General features: G+C 71.5%; 14 protein-coding genes and 1 pseudogene. 9 read left to right on the top strand and 6 right to left on the bottom strand.

Annotation, left to right across the window (positions count from 1 at the left end; translation table 11 throughout):
* Window positions 1-50 precede the first annotated feature (50 nt).
* From KCQ71_RS25735 to KCQ71_RS25745, 3 genes are read left to right on the top strand one after another with little or no spacing between them, the layout of a single operon-like run.
* Window positions 51-926: a Gfo/Idh/MocA family oxidoreductase gene (locus KCQ71_RS25735; RefSeq protein ID WP_223411554.1), complete on the top strand. Its 876-nt coding sequence runs from the start codon at window positions 51-53 to the stop codon at window positions 924-926.
* Window positions 923-1,912 carry a Gfo/Idh/MocA family protein gene (locus tag KCQ71_RS25740; RefSeq protein ID WP_223411555.1) on the top strand — a complete coding sequence of 330 codons (990 nt, stop codon included), beginning with the start codon at window positions 923-925 and terminating at the stop codon, window positions 1,910-1,912. The genes KCQ71_RS25735 and KCQ71_RS25740 overlap by 4 nt, the downstream gene beginning before the upstream one ends.
* A complete protein-coding gene (locus tag KCQ71_RS25745) occupies window positions 1,909-2,652 on the top strand; it encodes an SGNH/GDSL hydrolase family protein (protein WP_223411556.1) in 744 nt (247 codons plus the stop codon). Before KCQ71_RS25740 ends, KCQ71_RS25745 begins: the two co-directional genes overlap by 4 nt.
* 28 nt (window positions 2,653-2,680) lie before the next feature.
* Here KCQ71_RS25745 and KCQ71_RS25750 read toward each other — a convergent pair whose 3' ends face one another.
* The 3 genes from KCQ71_RS25750 to KCQ71_RS25760 are packed head-to-tail and all read right to left on the bottom strand — an operon-like array spanning window position 2,681 to window position 6,446.
* Window positions 2,681-3,412, bottom strand: coding sequence for a hypothetical protein (locus KCQ71_RS25750; protein WP_223411557.1), 732 nt, complete (start codon window positions 3,410-3,412; stop codon window positions 2,681-2,683).
* Window positions 3,409-4,980, bottom strand: coding sequence for an L-piperidine-6-carboxylate dehydrogenase (amaB, locus tag KCQ71_RS25755; protein WP_223411558.1), 1,572 nt, complete (start codon window positions 4,978-4,980; stop codon window positions 3,409-3,411). The genes KCQ71_RS25750 and amaB overlap by 4 nt, the downstream gene beginning before the upstream one ends.
* Complete coding sequence (locus tag KCQ71_RS25760; RefSeq protein WP_223411559.1) at window positions 4,977-6,446, bottom strand: 2-oxoadipate dioxygenase/decarboxylase family protein; 1,470 nt, start codon at window positions 6,444-6,446, stop codon at window positions 4,977-4,979. Before KCQ71_RS25760 ends, amaB begins: the two co-directional genes overlap by 4 nt.
* A gap of 194 nt (window positions 6,447-6,640) precedes the next feature.
* On the opposite strand from KCQ71_RS25760, the gene KCQ71_RS25765 reads away from it, so the two are divergent.
* The gene (locus KCQ71_RS25765) at window positions 6,641-7,543 is read left to right on the top strand and encodes a CPBP family intramembrane glutamic endopeptidase (RefSeq protein WP_223411560.1); all 903 of its coding nucleotides are present in this window, start codon (window positions 6,641-6,643) and stop codon (window positions 7,541-7,543) included.
* A gap of 112 nt (window positions 7,544-7,655) precedes the next feature.
* Here KCQ71_RS25765 and KCQ71_RS25770 read toward each other — a convergent pair whose 3' ends face one another.
* Window positions 7,656-8,570 (bottom strand): GAP family protein, encoded by a 915-nt coding sequence (locus tag KCQ71_RS25770; protein ID WP_223411561.1) that lies wholly within the window; start codon window positions 8,568-8,570, stop codon window positions 7,656-7,658.
* A 217-nt stretch (window positions 8,571-8,787) separates the two neighbouring features.
* Between KCQ71_RS25770 and KCQ71_RS27955 the strand changes: the two are divergent.
* The 4 genes and pseudogenes from KCQ71_RS27955 to KCQ71_RS25785 form a co-directional block, all read left to right on the top strand.
* Window positions 8,788-9,264 (top strand): annotated as a pseudogene (locus KCQ71_RS27955) (oligopeptide:H+ symporter); the annotation flags it as partial.
* 175 nt (window positions 9,265-9,439) lie between these two features.
* Entirely contained in the window at window positions 9,440-10,168 is a 729-nt protein-coding gene (locus KCQ71_RS27960) for an oligopeptide:H+ symporter (protein ID WP_372454127.1), read from the top strand.
* A gap of 51 nt (window positions 10,169-10,219) precedes the next feature.
* On the top strand, window positions 10,220-11,491 hold the full coding sequence (locus KCQ71_RS25780) for a sensor histidine kinase (RefSeq protein WP_223411562.1): 1,272 nt from the start codon (window positions 10,220-10,222) through the stop codon (window positions 11,489-11,491).
* Window positions 11,488-12,180 carry a response regulator gene (locus KCQ71_RS25785; protein WP_223411563.1) on the top strand — a complete coding sequence of 231 codons (693 nt, stop codon included), beginning with the start codon at window positions 11,488-11,490 and terminating at the stop codon, window positions 12,178-12,180. The genes KCQ71_RS25780 and KCQ71_RS25785 overlap by 4 nt, the downstream gene beginning before the upstream one ends.
* A 141-nt stretch (window positions 12,181-12,321) precedes the next feature.
* Here the strand turns inward: KCQ71_RS25785 and KCQ71_RS25790 are convergent, their stop codons facing one another.
* Complete coding sequence (locus KCQ71_RS25790; protein WP_223411564.1) at window positions 12,322-13,221, bottom strand: dihydrodipicolinate synthase family protein; 900 nt, start codon at window positions 13,219-13,221, stop codon at window positions 12,322-12,324.
* Window positions 13,222-13,280: 59 nt separating this feature from the next.
* The gene (locus tag KCQ71_RS25795; protein ID WP_223411565.1) at window positions 13,281-14,318 is read right to left on the bottom strand and encodes a ketopantoate reductase family protein; all 1,038 of its coding nucleotides are present in this window, start codon (window positions 14,316-14,318) and stop codon (window positions 13,281-13,283) included.
* A gap of 651 nt (window positions 14,319-14,969) precedes the next feature.
* On the opposite strand from KCQ71_RS25795, the gene KCQ71_RS25800 reads away from it, so the two are divergent.
* Window positions 14,970-15,227, top strand: a 258-nt coding sequence (locus tag KCQ71_RS25800) for a hypothetical protein (RefSeq protein WP_223411566.1), incomplete at its 3' end; no start/stop codon positions are given.

Genomic DNA, 15,227 nt, shown 5'->3' on the forward strand with positions numbered 1-15,227 from the left:
ACGGTGTCGAACCCTTGACTTGCAACCGATTGCACGCCAGGATGCGTCGCGTGAAAAGAATCGGATTCATAGGCACCGAGAACTCCCACACCGACCACTTCATCCGCTTCCTCAACGCCGAGGAACGCCACCCCGGCCATCGCGCAGCAGCGCTGGTCGGCGGAGCGAACGACCGCAACTCCGCGCTGGCCGCGAGCGGCGGGATCGACCTCGTCGTCGAGGCACCGGAGGACCTGATCGGGCAGGTCGACGCCGCGATCATCTCCAGCCGCGACGGCGCACTGCACCGCCGGCAGGCGGAGCCGCTCCTGGCGGCCGGCATCCCGGTGCTGGTGGACAAGCCGCTCGCCACCACCGTCCCCGACGCCGCTGCCATCCTGGCCGCAGCCCACGCGGGCGGGGCGCCGGTGTTCTCCGGTTCCGCGCTGCGGTTCGTGCCGCAGATCTCGGAACTGCGCGACGGCGGAGCCGAGCTCGGGCCGTTGCGTCACCTGCACGTGGTGGGTCCGGCCGATCCCGACAGCCCGTACTCGGGCCTGGCCTTCTACGGGATCCACCACGTGGAGGCCGCACTGGAGATCCTCGGCAACCCGGTCCTCGTGCCCGGCGAGGTCACTCCCGTGGTGCGCCGGCACGGCGACACGACCACCGCCGTCGTACGCCTCGGCGAGACCGAGGTGACGTTCACGTTCGTGGTTCCCGGCGATGCGACCCGGGTGCCGTTCCACGCCACCGCCGTGCGGACCAACGGCGTCATGGCGCGCGAGCTGGTGCTGGACCGCGACTACAACGCGCCCGCCCTGGCCGCGTTCATCGACGCGGTCGAGACCGGCCGCTCCCCCGTTACCGACGAACACCTGCTCAGCCCGGTGGTGGTGCTCAGCGCCATCGCCGAGGCCCTGCCCCTCGGAAAGGACGAATCATGACCACGCCCCTGCGGTTCGGCGTCATCGGCGTCGGCACCATCGGCCGTGCCCACCTCAAGCGGCTCCGTTCGGCGCAGTCCCCGGGCGAGCTGGTCGCCCTCGCGGACGTCTCGGCCGAGGCGGCCGCCGCCGCGGCGCAGGAGTTCGGCACGACGGCGGAGACGCTGGAGTCCCTGCTCGCCCGGGCGGACGTGGACGCCGTGATCGTCGCGATCCCGTCCGGTCTGCACGCGGACACGACCATCGCTGCCCTCGATGCCGGCAAGCATGTGCTGCTCGAGAAGCCGATCGACGTCACGGTCGATGCCGCGGACCGGATCATCGCGGCCGAGGAGCGTTCCGGGAAGACCCTCTCGGTGGTGAGCCAGCGCCGGTTCGCGGCGGAGAACCAGTTCCTGCGGGATGCGATCGCCGCGGGGCACCTGGGCAAGGTCACCGCCGCGAACATCGAGATCGCGCTCTGGCGCACGCAGGAGTACTACGACTCCGGCGCCTGGCGCGGTACCTGGACACTCGACGGCGGTGGCGCGCTGATGAACCAGGGCGTGCACCTGGTGGACCTGATCCTGTGGCTGCTCGGTGACGTCGAGGAGGTGTACGCCCACGGTGGGCTGCTCGCGCACGAACGCATCGAGGTCGAGGACACGATCACGATCACGGCCCGGTTCGCCAGCGGCGCCCTGCTCACCTTCCTCGCCACCACCACCGCCTACGACAACCTCCCTCTGCGGGTGGCGATCATGGGCGACGGCGGCAGTGCCGTCACGCTGTCGGAGAAGTTCACGCACTATGAGTCCCGTACCGGGGCGGCGCCGGAGGAGTTCGGTGCGGTCGACCAGCAGCTCGGTCAGCTGAACGACTTCGTCACGGCCGTGCAGGCCGGCACCCGGCCGCTGGTCACCTCCGTCGAGGCGCGCGCGGCCGTCGCGTTCATCGAGGCCGCCTACACGTCGATGCGCACGGGCGAGCCGGTCAAGCCGCGATGAGCCTGGGCCCGGCCGATCCGACGGTGCCGACAGGGCAGACGGTGCCGACCGGGCAGACGGTGCCGACCGGGCAGTCGGTGCCGACCGGGCCGGCCGGGGTGCTGGCGCCGGTGCTCGCGGCGAGCACGCCCCAGGTGTGGTCGTTCATCGGTGACTCGGTGACGGCGGCGAGCTGGCACACCTGGGGTGGGCGCGGCTTCGTCGAGCTCTTCCACGAGCGTCTGCGCGAGCTCGGCCGCACCAGGGACGGCGTGGTGAACACGGCCGTGTCCGGCTGGCGGGTCACCGACCTCGCCGAGAACCTGGACGCCATCTGCCTGCGTTACCGGCCCGACGTCGTCACGATCGGCGTCGGGCTGAACGACACCAAGGGCCTGGCCGACGGCGTCGACGCCTTCGGACGCACCTACCGCGAGCTGGTGACGCGGATCCGCGAGGCGAGTGACGCCGTCGTGGTCCTGCAGACCCCGAACGGCACCCTGCCCACCGGGCCGGAGCACGTGCTGGCCCACCTGGACGCCTACGTCGCGGAGATCCGCGGCGTCGCTCGGGACCTGGAGGCGCCGGTGGTGGACCACTACGCGCAGTGGCAGGCCACCGATGCGAACACCTGGTACCACTGGCTCGGGCACGGCTGCCACCCGAACGCCTACGGCCACCGCGCGATGGCCCGCACCATGATGCAGGCGTTCGGGGTGTGGAGCGAGGACGCCAAGAGTGGGCGCCTGACCATCCCGTGAACCTCCGGAGGCGCCGGGCGAAGAGTGGCTAGCGGGGCTTGCGCACGCGCCGCATGATCGCCGGCCACACGCCGAACATCGCGACGAGCCACACGACGATCCCCCGGACGATCCACAGTCCCGCCGGCCAGACCACCTCGTACGACCCCGGGATGCCGAGCAGGGCCGCGATGATCTGGCCCCAGGCCGCGCGTCCGGCCGCCAGGCCGTCCAACGAGAGCGCCCCGATGATGATCACCGCGGCCAACGCCAGCAGGAAGAGGGACCCGACCCCGATCCTGCCAGCCTCCTTGTCGCCGCGTGCCCGGGCGATGAGGGCCATCACGAGGTGCGCGAACGGGAACACCACGAAGAACCACAGCAGGGCACCCATGAGGATCCCGACGTAGGCCAGCACGAGCATCCCGGCGAGCGTCCCGACCGCTCCCAGCGGAGTCTGGCAGGCGAAGTACTCCGGATCGTCCAGGACCGCCGGGATGGCGCAGACCACGATGGCCACCGGCATCACGCCGAGCACCCACCAGAGCATCCGCCGGTTCAGCGGCCGGCTGCGCTGATGCGCCCGCATCACGACCTCGATGATGAGGGCCGACGCCACCATCGGGACGCCGAAGATCGCACCGATCGGCCCGACGCCGTCGGCTGCCTGCGGGTCGAGCAGGAGCAGCGGCACGGCCGCGATGAGGACGGCGATTATCGAGATCACGGCGACGACCGCGATGACCTCCACGCGTTCGCGCGGTTCGTCGGACCCGGTCACCCGAAGTCGATGCCCTGGGCGAGCGGCAGCTCGGTGGAGTAGTTGATCGTGTTCGTGGCGCGGCGCATGTAGGCCCGCCAGGCGTCGGACCCGGACTCACGCCCGCCGCCGGTGCTCTTCTCGCCGCCGAAGGCGCCACCGATCTCCGCGCCGGAGGTGCCGATGTTGACGTTCGCGATGCCGCAGTCCGAACCGTCGGGCCCGAGGAACCGCTCGGCCTCGCGCTGATCCAGGGTGAAGATCGACGACGAGAGCCCCTGCGGCACCGCGTTGTGCATCGCGATGGCCTCGTCCAGGTCCGTGTAGGTGAGCACGTACAGGATCGGCGCGAAGGTCTCGGTGTGCACGATCGCCGACTGAGCGGGCATCCGCACCAGGGCCGGGGTGGCGAAGGCGGCGTCGGGTGCGGACGCGACGTCGTGGGCGTCGCCGCCGGTGACGACGGTGCCGCCCTCGGCCCGGGCCTGCTCCAGGGCCGCGAGCATGCGGTCCCGCGCGGCCGCCGAGATCAGCGGCCCGACGAGCGTGCCGCTCTCGCGCGGGTCCCCGATCGGCAGGCCGCGGTAGGCGCTCGCGAGCCGCTCGAGCACCTCGTCCACAACGCTTTCGTGCACGATCAGCCGCCGCAGCGACGTGCACCGCTGCCCCGCGGTCCCGACGGCGGAGAACACCACCGCGCGCACGGTCAGGTCCAGGTCCGCCGACGGCGTCACGATCGCCGCGTTGTTGCCGCCGAGTTCCAGCAGCGTGCGTCCCATCCGGGCCGCGACGACCGGCGCCACCTCGGTGCCCATCCGCTCCGACCCGGTCGCCGAGAGCAGCGCCACCCGCGGGTGCGCGACCAGCGCCGCACCGGTCTCGCGCCCGCCGAGGATCACCGTGGCGAGGTCCTCCGGGGCGCCGTGCTCGGCGGCGGCCCGGCGCAGCAGGGCGGTCGCACCGAGCGCGGTCAGCGGCGCGGTCTCGGACGGCTTCCACACCACCGGGTCCCCGCACACGAGTGCCACGGCCGTGTTCCACGCCCACACGGCCGCCGGGAAGTTGAACGCGCTGATGATGCCGACCACGCCGAGCGGGTGCCAGGTCTCCATGAGCCGGTGCCCGGGCCGCTCGGACGGCATGGTGCGGCCCTCGAGCTGCCGGGACAGCCCGACGGCGAGGTCGCAGATATCGATCATCTCCTGCACCTCGCCGAGCGCCTCGGCGGTGATCTTGCCCGCCTCGAGCGTGACGAGCGTGGCGAGATCCGCCTTGTGCTCGCGGAGCAGGTCACCGAAGCGGCGCACCAGCGCACCGCGGGCCGGGGCGGGCACCATCCGCCAGGTCGTGAACGCCTCGTGCGCGACCTCGACGGCGGCGTCCACCTGCGCGGGGGACGTCACCGGGAGAGGGAACAGGGCCTGCCCGGACACCGGTGACGTCGGCGTGAAGGAGGCAGCGCCGTCGGGCGTCGACGGCAGCTGCGCGCCGAGCCGGCGCAGCGCCTCGAGGGCCTGATCGCGCGGGTCCGGCAGGGCGCGCCGGGCGTCTTCGAGCGGCCCGACGGCGGGGGTGGCGTTCGTTGTCATCGTGGTCCTTCGGTGGGGCGGGCGCGGGAGGCCTCACTCTGTGCGGCGTACAGGTCGAACGGGTCTAAGAGGTCGCGGCCGAGCGCTCCGGCCAACCAGTCCGCGTCGAGTGTCGCAGCCTCCTGGGTGCTGTCCTTCGCGCCCCGGTCGGTGAGGTTGGAGGCGAAGATGCCCGCGGCCGAGGCGGGCAGGAAGTCCTCGTAGACGATCGGGGTGCGGGCGTCGGACGCGTCGTAGCTGAAGTAGGCCAGGCCCTCGGCGTCGAGTTCGGCCTCGGTGCGGGGGAAGTCGCGCGCCCAGATCTCGCGGAGGATCTCCTGGCGTCGGACGGCCGCGGCGCTCCCGGCGGCCCCCACTGGGCCGCCCGCCTCCGCGGACCGGCCACCGGTGCCGCCCGCCGCGACGCTCCGGCGACCGGTGCTGTCACGGCTGCCACCCGCCGCACCAGCCATGCCACCGCTCGGCGCCCCGGCCACCGCGTCCGGTTCATTGCTCGCCTCGGCCCGTTCGCGGGCCTCGACGATCGCGGCGTCGTAGCGCGCCCGCCCCGCGCGGGTGAGCGCGATGCCGCGCGCCTCGACCTCCCCGAACCGGACCCGCAGCGAGTCGGTGACGATCTCGCCGTCGGGCGTGCGGAAGGCGCGCGGCTCCGCGAGCGCGCGGAAGGAGGTCTGGCGCAGCAGCACGTCCGGGCCGTCCCACCGCGGCGGCCCCTGGATGTCTTCGATCATCGTGATGCCGCGGGCGGACATCCGCTCGTACAGGGCGTCGATGTCGAGCACCCGCGGGGTGAGATGGTTGATGTGGGTGCTGGCGACGCCACCGATGTCCGCGGCGACGGCCGAGACCCGTTCCAGCTCGGTGTACCAGGCCCGGTCCACCGGTTCGGGCGAGAGCTCGAACGTCGCCGTGGCCAGGCTCAGGAACTGCTCGGCGTCCGCGGAGCCGAGTCCGCCGTCGGCCTCGGCGCGGCCGGAGAGCGCGAGCAGTTCCGGCGAGAAGATGCGCCGGCGGCCCAGGAACTCCTCGAGCCGGGCCTGCAGGTCGGCCGAGAAGAACCGCCGGTCGCCCGGGGTCAGCACGGAGGTGAACACCCGGAAAGGGTTGCGGGCGAGCTCGTCGGCGGCGACGGGACGGAATGCCGTCGACACCACCGGGATGGCGCTGGAGCCGGCATCGCGCAGGTCGTAGAACCCGACCGGATACATCCCGATGGCGCCGAACACCCGCGCCACCTGGCTCAGTTCCTGCGGCGTGCCGAGCCGGATCGCGCCGTGCCGCTCCGCGGTGACCCGGTCGATGCTGCCCAGGCGCTGCGCCGCGGCGGGATCGGCCGCCATCACGTCGGAGTTCACCTCGTGGGCGACGTCGAGCAGGGTTGTGTAGGCGGGAACCTCGCGGCCGTACATGTCGGAGAGGCTGCGCGCGAACGCCGCCCGCAGTTCCCAGGTGGCTACGTCCGGCACGCCCGCTCCCTCGTCTCGACGCCGACCCCAAGGCTAGTCGACATCTCACCATGCGGACAGGGTGTGCACGTCGGAGTCCCCCGGGAGGGCTACAGACAGGTGTGCTCCGGGGGGTGACGACGTGGCGGGCCGCGGTCCATAGCGTCATATCTGGTCGCGGCAAGCCTGCCGCGCATAGTGCGAAGGAGTCTGGCATGAAGTTCGTTTGGCAGGTACTGGCCCTCGTGGCCGTCTTCATCGGATGTCAGGGCATCATGTCGCTGGCGGCAGGGATGCCGTGGCTCGAACTGGTCGGCGGGATGGTGGCGTGCACCCTCGCCGTGCTGGTCTACCGATTCGTGGTGGGGCGGACCGAGCACCGGTCCGTCACGGAACTGGGCGGCGTGAAGGTCGGGCGCCGACTGGCTCTCGGTTCCCTGATCGGCTTCGGACTGTGCGGCGTTGTCATCGCAGCCATCGCTGCGCTCGGGTACTACCGGATCGGCGGGTTCGACTCCTGGACCGGCGCAGTGGGGCTGGCCGGCGTCATGGCCGTGGCAGCCACGACCGAGGACCTGTTGTTCCGCGGCGTGCTGTTCCGCAAGGTCGAGGAATGGACCGGCACCTGGATCTCGATCGCGGGGACCAGCCTCCTGTTCGGCGCCGTGCACCTCATCAACCCGCACGCCACCCTGTGGGGCGCCCTCCTCATCGCGCTCACCGGCGGCCCGTTGGTCACCTCCGCGTTCATCGCGACCCGCAACCTCTGGCTGTCGATCGGGCTGCACTTCAGCTGGAACTTCGCCCTGGGTGGCATCTTCAGCACCGACGTCGGCGGCAACACGTCCCGGCCGGGGCTCCTGGACTCCGCCACGTTCGGCCCCGAACTGATCACAGGGGGAAAGTTCGGCCCGGAGGGCAGCATCTTCACCCTGATCTTCTGCGCCCTGGCGACAGCGGTCTTCCTGCTGGTGGCGCACCGTCGGGGACGCCTGGTTCCGTTCCGTCGCAGCGAACGCGTCCGGGTCCTTACGCAGCTTGCCCGGCAGGCCGCCGGGCAGTCCGACGGGCCCCGGCCGAACCCGTCCGGTCACGACACATACGCCGCGCTCCGCTGACCGACCGCAGGGCCGCTCCTGGACTACGGTGCAGGCTCGACGTCGTCCAGGAGCGACTCCGCCGCGCGACGGAGGGCGGGCATCTCCGGCGCCCGGGGATGTCCGGCGGCCATCAGCGGAACAGGTCGAACAGGCCGAGCTGGAAGGCGGCGTCCCGGGCGATCAGGAAGCCAAGGATGCCCATGATCCACGCCATGGTCTCCCCCGCCGACCGCGCCATCCAGTCCGAGATCCGCTGCAGCACCGGCTCGACCGCGCGCCGGGCCAGGACCCGCCCGGCGAGGAGCACCAGGGCCGGCACGATCATCACGAGGCAGTAGCCCGCGAGCACCAGGACCCGCTCGGGTCCGGCCAGGTCGGCCCCGGTGATCAGGCCGATGGCGCCGAGGTAGGGCAGCATCGTCGCGACCTCGAGCACCGCGGCGCCGAGCGCGAGCCCGATCAGGGCCAGGTAACCGCCGCGGCCCTCGGTGGCCACGGTGCGTTCGCGCCAGCGGGCCAGCCGGCCGGTCAGAGCCGGGGCCGACTGGTTGGCGCCGCCACCCGGAGCCGCACCGGCGGCAGCGGCGGCCCAGGCGCTGCCGTCCGAGCCGGCTTCCGCGCTATCGGCAGCAGCACCCCCATCGAACCCGCTCGCACCGGCGCCGCCCCCGGCGGCGCCTGCTCCAGCCGACCGACCGCCCACGGCTACGTCGCCCGCCCGAGCCGACCCTCCGCCGTCGGGCGCCTTCTTCTTGCGCCCCACGAAGAACGAGCCCGCGAACAGTGCGACGCCAACGGCCAGCTGCACCCACAGCAGCACCGGCGAGTCCGACTCCATGATCGAGGCGAGTCCGGTCGCGCCGGCGAGCAGCGCCAGGCCGACGCCGAAGTAGAACACCGCGACCGTCGCGAGGAACACGAGCACCCGCTGCGCACGCAGCCGGCCGGGCGCGAGCATCAGCCAGATCGGGATGAGCAGGGTGCCGAAACTCGTGGAGTCGATCAGCGCGAGGACCGCGAGCGGGCCGAACAGGGAGAGGGACATGGGCAGCATCGTGGCGCCCGCCCGCCGCAGCCACATCGGGCAAAGGCAGGTCCGTGGCCTCAGCCCTTCGATGGAGATTTCCCGGAGTGCGACCCTTCTGCATCGGTGCCACGCTCGTCGGATGACCGACGGGGACACCGCCACGGAGCCGGCAATCGCACCGACGCGCACGTTCTTCGGACACCCTTGGGGGCTGGCGAACCCGGCCGGCGTCGAGATGTGGGAGCGCTTCAGCTTCTACGGGATGCAGGGCATCCTCGTCTACTACCTGTACTACTCGGCGACCGAGGGCGGCCTCGGGCTCACCAAGGCCGAGGCGACCTCGATCGTGGGTGCGTACGGCGGCCTGGTCTACCTCTCCTCGATCCTCGGCGCGTGGGTCGCGGACCGGCTCCTCGGCGCCGAACGCACTCTGCTCAGCGCCGCCGTGCTGATCATGTGCGGGCACATCGCGCTGGCGGTGGTGCCGAGCTTCGCGGGCGTCGGCATCGGCCTGGTCTGCATCGCCCTCGGCTCCGGCACGCTGAAGGCGACCACCAGCTCGGTGCTCGGCGACATGTACGCCAAGGACGACCCGCGCCGCGACGCCGGGTTCTCCATCTACTACATGGGCGTGAACCTGGGCGCGCTGGTCGGGCCGCTGCTGACCGGGCTGGTCTGGGGCGCGAAGGGCTTCCACTGGGGCTTCGGGCTCGCCGCCCTCGGCATGGCGGCCGGGCTGATCCAGTACCTGCTGCTGCGCCGGTCCACGATCGGTGATGCGGGCAAGGAGGTGACGAACCCGCTGGACCGCCGGGGGCCGGATCCGGTACCTCGGCATCGCGATCGGTGCGGTCGTCGTCATCGCGATCCTCGCCCTGGTCGGTGCGATCACGGCTGGCAACCTGTCCACGATCGTGGTCGTGGTGACGCTGACCGCCACGATCGCGCTGTTCGTCATCATCCTGGGCTCGTCGCGGCTCAGCGACGTCGAACGCAGCCGGGTGATCTCCTTCATCCCGATGTTCGTCGCGAGCGCGGCGTTCTGGTCGCTGTTCCAGCAGCAGTTCACCGTGGTGGCCGTGTACTCCGACGAGCGGCTGAACCGCGAGGTCTTCGGCTGGGTGATGCCGCCGAGCTGGATCCAGTCGATCAACCCGATCTTCATCGTCATCTTCGCGGGTGTGTTCGCGGCGATGTGGCAGCGGATGGGACCACGGCAGCCGTCCTCGCCCTGGAAGTTCGCCATCGGCACGGTCGTGATGGGGATCGCGTTCCTGCTGTTCATCCCGTTCGCGGGTGGCGGCCCGAACAGCACCCCGCTGCTGTGGCTGGTGCTGATCCTGTTCCTGTTCACGATCGCCGAGCTGTGCCTGTCGCCGGTGGGGCAGTCACTGTCCACGAAGCTGGCGCCCGAGGCGTTCCACACCCAGATGATCGCGCTGTTCTTCATGTCGATCGCGGTCGGCTCGGCGGCCGCCGGTGCGCTCGCCACGTTCTACGACACGGAGAACGAGGCTCCGTATTTCCTCCTCCTCGGTGGCGCGTCCATCCTGATCGGGGTGGTCGTGGCCGCGATGAACAAGTGGATCACCACGAAGATGGCCGGCATCCACTAGCTCCATCCTTCGGCTGATCCTCATCCGGCCCGCGTGTGCTGGGATGGCCGGGTGGCATTCCTGATCACACTCTGGCGCTGGATCCGGGCGACCCCGCGCCGGCGGGACGTCAGCGACGCCGTCGCTGTGCTGGTCGTCGGGCTGGCACTGATCCTCGCCGACCTCATGCCGACGCTCACCGATCTGCCGACCACGCCGGTGCCGGCGCCCTGGCACGCCATCCCGCTGGTGGTCGGCGCCGCCATCATGCTCGGCAAGCGGCGACACCCGATCTCCGCCCTGATCGCGGGGGCCGCGGTGCTGGCGGTGGACACCGTGATGGGCCTGAGCCTTGGGGTCATGCTCGTCTTCATCGACCTGCTGTACAGCGCCGCCCTGTTCGCGTCGGCTCGCGCGGTCCGGGCGCTCCTGACGACGGCGGCGGCGATCATCGCCAGCTCGGCACTCGCGGCGTGGGTGGCCTCCGGCGACCCGCGGCTCGGCTTCTTCATCGGTCTGCAGGCGTTCGCACTGCTCGCGACACCGATCTGGTGGGGCACGTCCGTGCGCCAGCAGAAGGAGCTGGCCGACCTCGCTCATGAGCGGGCGGCCGACGCCGAGCGCTTCGCGCTGCTACGCCAGGCCGAGCGCCTGCGCGACGAGCGCGAGCGGATGGCCCGCGACCTGCATGACGCGATCTCGGGGAACCTGTCCGCGATCGCAATCACCACCGAAGCGGCATTGGCAAGGCCCGACGGCGGAGCGGACCGGGCGGCGCTGCTCGCCGCCCGTAGGTCGTCGGTGGCGGCGCTGGCGGAGATGCGCTCGATGATCACCCTCCTGCGGGCCGGCGACGAGCCCGAGCTCGCCCCCGCGCGGCTCAGCGACCCGGTCGAGCTCGCCGGACTGGGGGTCGCGCATGGCCTGGACCTGAGGCTGCCGTCGCGGTTCGGTGCCGACGGACTGCCGGCCGCCATCGACCAGGCGGGGTTCCGGATCCTGCAGGAGGCGCTCACGAACGCGGCCAGGCATGGCGCCGGTGGTGTCGAGGCCCGGCTGACCGATGACGACGGCACGCTCGTTGTCGAGGTGAGCAACGCCGTCGGGCCGGCTCGCCGGGACGACGCGCCCGGCTACGGGCTCGAGATCATGGCCGAACGCGCCACCGCCGTCGGCGGCTCGTGCCGGGCCGGGCCCGACGGCGGACGCTGGGTCGTGCAGGCACGGTTGCCTGCCGTAAAGGTCGAGCCGGCCGACCGCCCACTCGCCGCGACGACGCCGGGCGAGCCGACGCCGTCGGGCATTCGCCACGGTGACCACACCACCAGGGAGCACCACCCATGACGATCCGGGTCCTGATCGCCGACGACCACGCCGCGATCCGCGCGGGCCTTGGGCTGATGCTCGGCGGTGATCCCGACGTCGACGTGGTGGGTGAGGCGGCCGACGGTGAGGCTGCCGTGCGCAACGCCCGAGCGCTGCGTCCGGACGTGGTGCTGATGGACATCCGGATGCCCCGGATGGACGGCATCGAGGCAACCCGGACGATCGTCGGCGAGGGCCTGGCGGACGTGCTCGTGTTGACCACGTTCGACCTGGACGAATACGTGTTCGGGGCGCTGCGCGCGGGTGCGGCGGGCTTCCTGCTGAAGTCCACCAGCGCGGCCGCCCTGCTCGACGCAGTGCGGCGGGTGGCGGCCGGGGAGGGAGTCGTCGCGCCGGAGGTCACCCGGACCCTGCTCGACGCGTTCGCGACGTCGCGGCCGGGTGGGTCGGGGTCGCCGGAACAGGGCCACACCCCGGTCGGGGGTGACGGCGGAGCGGCGGACGTCGTCAGGCGCGCCGGGCTGACCGCGCGCGAACTCGAGGTGCTCGAGGCTCTGGCGCGAGGGCTGTCCAACGGGCAGATCTCGGCCGGCCTGCACATCACCGAGGCGACCACGAAGACGCACGTCTCGCACCTGCTGGCGAAGCTCGGCTGCTCCTCGCGGGTGCAGGCCGCGATCCTCGCACGGGAGGCGGGCATCGCGTAGACCGACGCAGGATCACGTTGCGGAGAAGGGCGCGTCGTAACGGTGCGTTCAGTCCTCGTGTGTTCAGTCCTTGTGTGTTCAGTCCTTGTGTGTTCAGTGCCACGTGCGTTCAGTGCCGCGTGCGTTCAGTGCCGCGTGCGTTCAGCCGACGAGCCCGGCCGCCCTCACCCAGCCGCTGAGCCCGACGCGAGCGTCGACGTCGAGCTCTCGCAGCGGCCTCGGCAGGTTCCGCTTACTGACCAGCCCGAGCTCCTCGGCGAGCGCTGACGCCACCCGCATGCTGCCGTGCCGACGCATCAACTCCCACACCGTCTCCAGCGCCTCCGACAACGCCAGGGCGCGGCGGCGGTCACCGGCCTGCGCAGCTCTGGTGATCGCCAGGGCCTGCTCCGGAAGGACCCCGCCGACCACCGAGTACCACGCGTCGCAGCCGGCCAGCAGGCCGGTAGCGGCCAGCGGGTCGCCGCTGATGCCGATGGTCACGTGCTCGGGCACGAGCGCACGCAGCCGTTGCACGTGAGGGACCGCAGCGTCGATTCCCTCCGGCACCCCAGGGATCTTGATCGATCCCACCCGTGGCAACCGCGACACGCGCCCATAGAATTCGTCGCTGAACGTGAACTGCGTGGTCCTCGGGTTGTCGTAGACACAGAGCGGCACCGAGAGTTCGGCGGATACGTCCTCGTAGAGACCGAATACCTCATCCTCGGTCAGTGGCTGGTAGGACACCGGCGCCAGCAGCACCGCGGACGCCCCCGCGGCCTGTGCGTCCGCGCTCAGCTCGAGCACCTCCCGGGTGGCCAGGGCACCGATCCCGATGACGACCGGGACCCCGTCCGCGGCGTCGACCGCCAGTCGCGCGACCCGGGCCCGCTCGGCTCGGTTCAGGTACGGGTACCCACCGGTCGAACCCAGCGGGCAGATCATGTCGACGCTGCCCGCGACGAGCCGGCGCACCAGCCCCACGAACGCGGCCTCGTCGATCCCGGCCGGCCCGATCGGCGTGAGCGGAAAGGCGCCGAGTCCACTGAAGAGGTTCATGGGAACACTCTCCCGCACTGCCGCTGTGGCGATTCGTGCCCGTGGCGCCGCCGTGTTCGTCAGCCAACCGACTCCCAGCGCCGGCCCAGCACCCGCTGCCCTAGCTCGCCGGGCGTCATGGCGCCCGGCCTGGTGCGCTGAGCAGCGGCGTGGCGGACCAGGGCTGCCAGGGCCGCGTTCACCGGCGCGGTCCGGCCGAGGCGGTGGGCGATCGCCACGATCTCACCGTTGAGGTAGTCGGTCTCGGCGGATCCGCTGCCGCGGTGGAGCGACTGCCAGGTCGAGCCACCCATGCGTTCGGGCGCACCCGCCACAGGGCCCACCTTGAGCTGGTCACGCGAGTGGCGTTCGGACTCGTCCGAGTTCATCGTGATGCCTGCCGCCTCGTAGATCGCGCCGGCCTCGGCGCGGGCCGCCTCGGTGATGTCCTGGCCCAAACTGCCGTCGCCGAGGAGCGCCTGGACGGCGTTGCCGAGGTTGCCGAGCAGCTTGCGGTACTTCCAGGGCATGACGTCGTCGGGGGTCGGGACCTGGATCCCTGCCCGGCCCCAGTCCTCGGCGAGCTGCTTCAAGAAGGCGACGTCGCCGTCGTCGGCGAGGGCGGCCGGGTAGCGCGCGGCATGGAGGATGGCCCGAACCGGGGCGCAGCGCACGATGATCTCCCCGGGCTGGGCGAGCACGGCGGGCATCCAGACGCAGACGCCGTAGACGCGCGCGAACCACCGCAGCGCGATCTCCTCGCTCGCGACGCCGTTGAGGGCGGTGAGGAGTGGTAGCCGCTCGCCCGCGGTGCCGACCACCTGGCCGTCATCGTGCACCGGCGCGTCCGCCCAGGTGGCAAGCGCTGCGGCCGCCTGGTGGGTCTTCGTGGCGAGGACCAGCACGTCGTCGGTGCGGAGCTCGACCTCCTCGGGCGAGGCGGCGACGTCGGGTCGGCGGTTGATAACGCGGTCGGGCATGCGCACGGTCAGGCCGTGGTCGCGCATCGCCGCCAGGTGGTCACCGCGTGCCACCAGCAGCACCTCGGATCCCGAGTCATCCAGCAGGGCGCCGACGCCCGCCCCGATCGCGCCCGCTCCGATCACCACGTATCTCATCCGCCTACCTTGCCCGATCACGGGCCCTCTCCGCAGTAGTCGGCTGTCTCTCTGGGACGGATGCCCGTCCGCGTGTAGAACGTGACGGCATGACGAGCAGCTCTCGAGTGCCCTCACCGAGATCGGGCGTGTGCTCCGCCCCGGCGGCATGGTCGAGGTGGGCGTCTGGGTCGTGAGCCGCCGCTCGAGTGCTTCGACGAACGCGGCTGCTACTTCAACCACCCCAGCGACAGCGACGTTCGCACCGACCTCAGCACGCTCGGCGAGATCGAGGCGTTCGACACCTGGGACCACTCGCTCGGTCGCTGCAATCAGTGGGCGCGCGTCCGCGCGCCTGATCGGCGAGCTCGACATCGACCTGCAGCGTCAGGTCGGTGGGTGTCTGACCGTTGCGGTCTCGGCGGCGTCGCTATACGCGCTCCCACCGTCATCTCGGCAAGCCGTCGGGCACCCTGTGGATTGGCTGTCATCGGGGTGTCCCAGAGGCCTGGTTTGGGTGGTTAGGATCGGCTGATGTCCCTGTATCCACCACGGAAATCGGGGTTCTTGCGCTGTCGGTGGGGCGTCCTAGAGTGGAGGTCAAGCAGGCGAACATACGTACGAAGCGGTAGGCGTTTCGGGCCCGGGACTTCGATGGGGAGGTGAGCACACGTGGACGACACCACAACCACCACCGGCGGCCCCGGCAGCCCGAGCGGCGCCGGCAGCAGCGGCGGCAGCGGTGGTGGCGCGGGCAGCGGTGGCGGGGGTGTGGCGCTCGCGTCCCGGATGCACCTGTCTCTGGCGGAGTTGATGTCGGGGTCGTTGGATGACCAGCTCATCGCGATCGATGCCCTGACCTGTTCGATCGCTGCCGGTGATCCGATCACCGAGTCCGACCGGTACGGGACCGCGTTCCTGGGCCAGGCA

The organism is Occultella gossypii (genome assembly GCF_019947135.1).
GTDB classification, from domain to species: domain Bacteria; phylum Actinomycetota; class Actinomycetes; order Actinomycetales; family Beutenbergiaceae; genus Occultella; species Occultella gossypii.

What these genes read in the sequence shown, in the direction of transcription:
- KCQ71_RS25740 (WP_223411555.1), top strand. Translation starts at nt 923, where the DNA reads ATGACCACGCCCCTGCGGTTCGGCGTCATCGGCGTCGGCACCATCGGC.
- KCQ71_RS25745 (WP_223411556.1), top strand. Translation starts at nt 1,909, where the DNA reads ATGAGCCTGGGCCCGGCCGATCCGACGGTGCCGACAGGGCAGACGGTG.
- amaB (WP_223411558.1), bottom strand. Translation starts at nt 4,980, where the DNA reads ATGACAACGAACGCCACCCCCGCCGTCGGGCCGCTCGAAGACGCCCGG.
- KCQ71_RS25765 (WP_223411560.1), top strand. Translation starts at nt 6,641, where the DNA reads ATGAAGTTCGTTTGGCAGGTACTGGCCCTCGTGGCCGTCTTCATCGGA.
- KCQ71_RS25770 (WP_223411561.1), bottom strand. Translation starts at nt 8,570, where the DNA reads ATGTCCCTCTCCCTGTTCGGCCCGCTCGCGGTCCTCGCGCTGATCGAC.
- KCQ71_RS25785 (WP_223411563.1), top strand. Translation starts at nt 11,488, where the DNA reads ATGACGATCCGGGTCCTGATCGCCGACGACCACGCCGCGATCCGCGCG.
- KCQ71_RS25790 (WP_223411564.1), bottom strand. Translation starts at nt 13,221, where the DNA reads ATGAACCTCTTCAGTGGACTCGGCGCCTTTCCGCTCACGCCGATCGGG.
- KCQ71_RS25795 (WP_223411565.1), bottom strand. Translation starts at nt 14,318, where the DNA reads ATGAGATACGTGGTGATCGGAGCGGGCGCGATCGGGGCGGGCGTCGGC.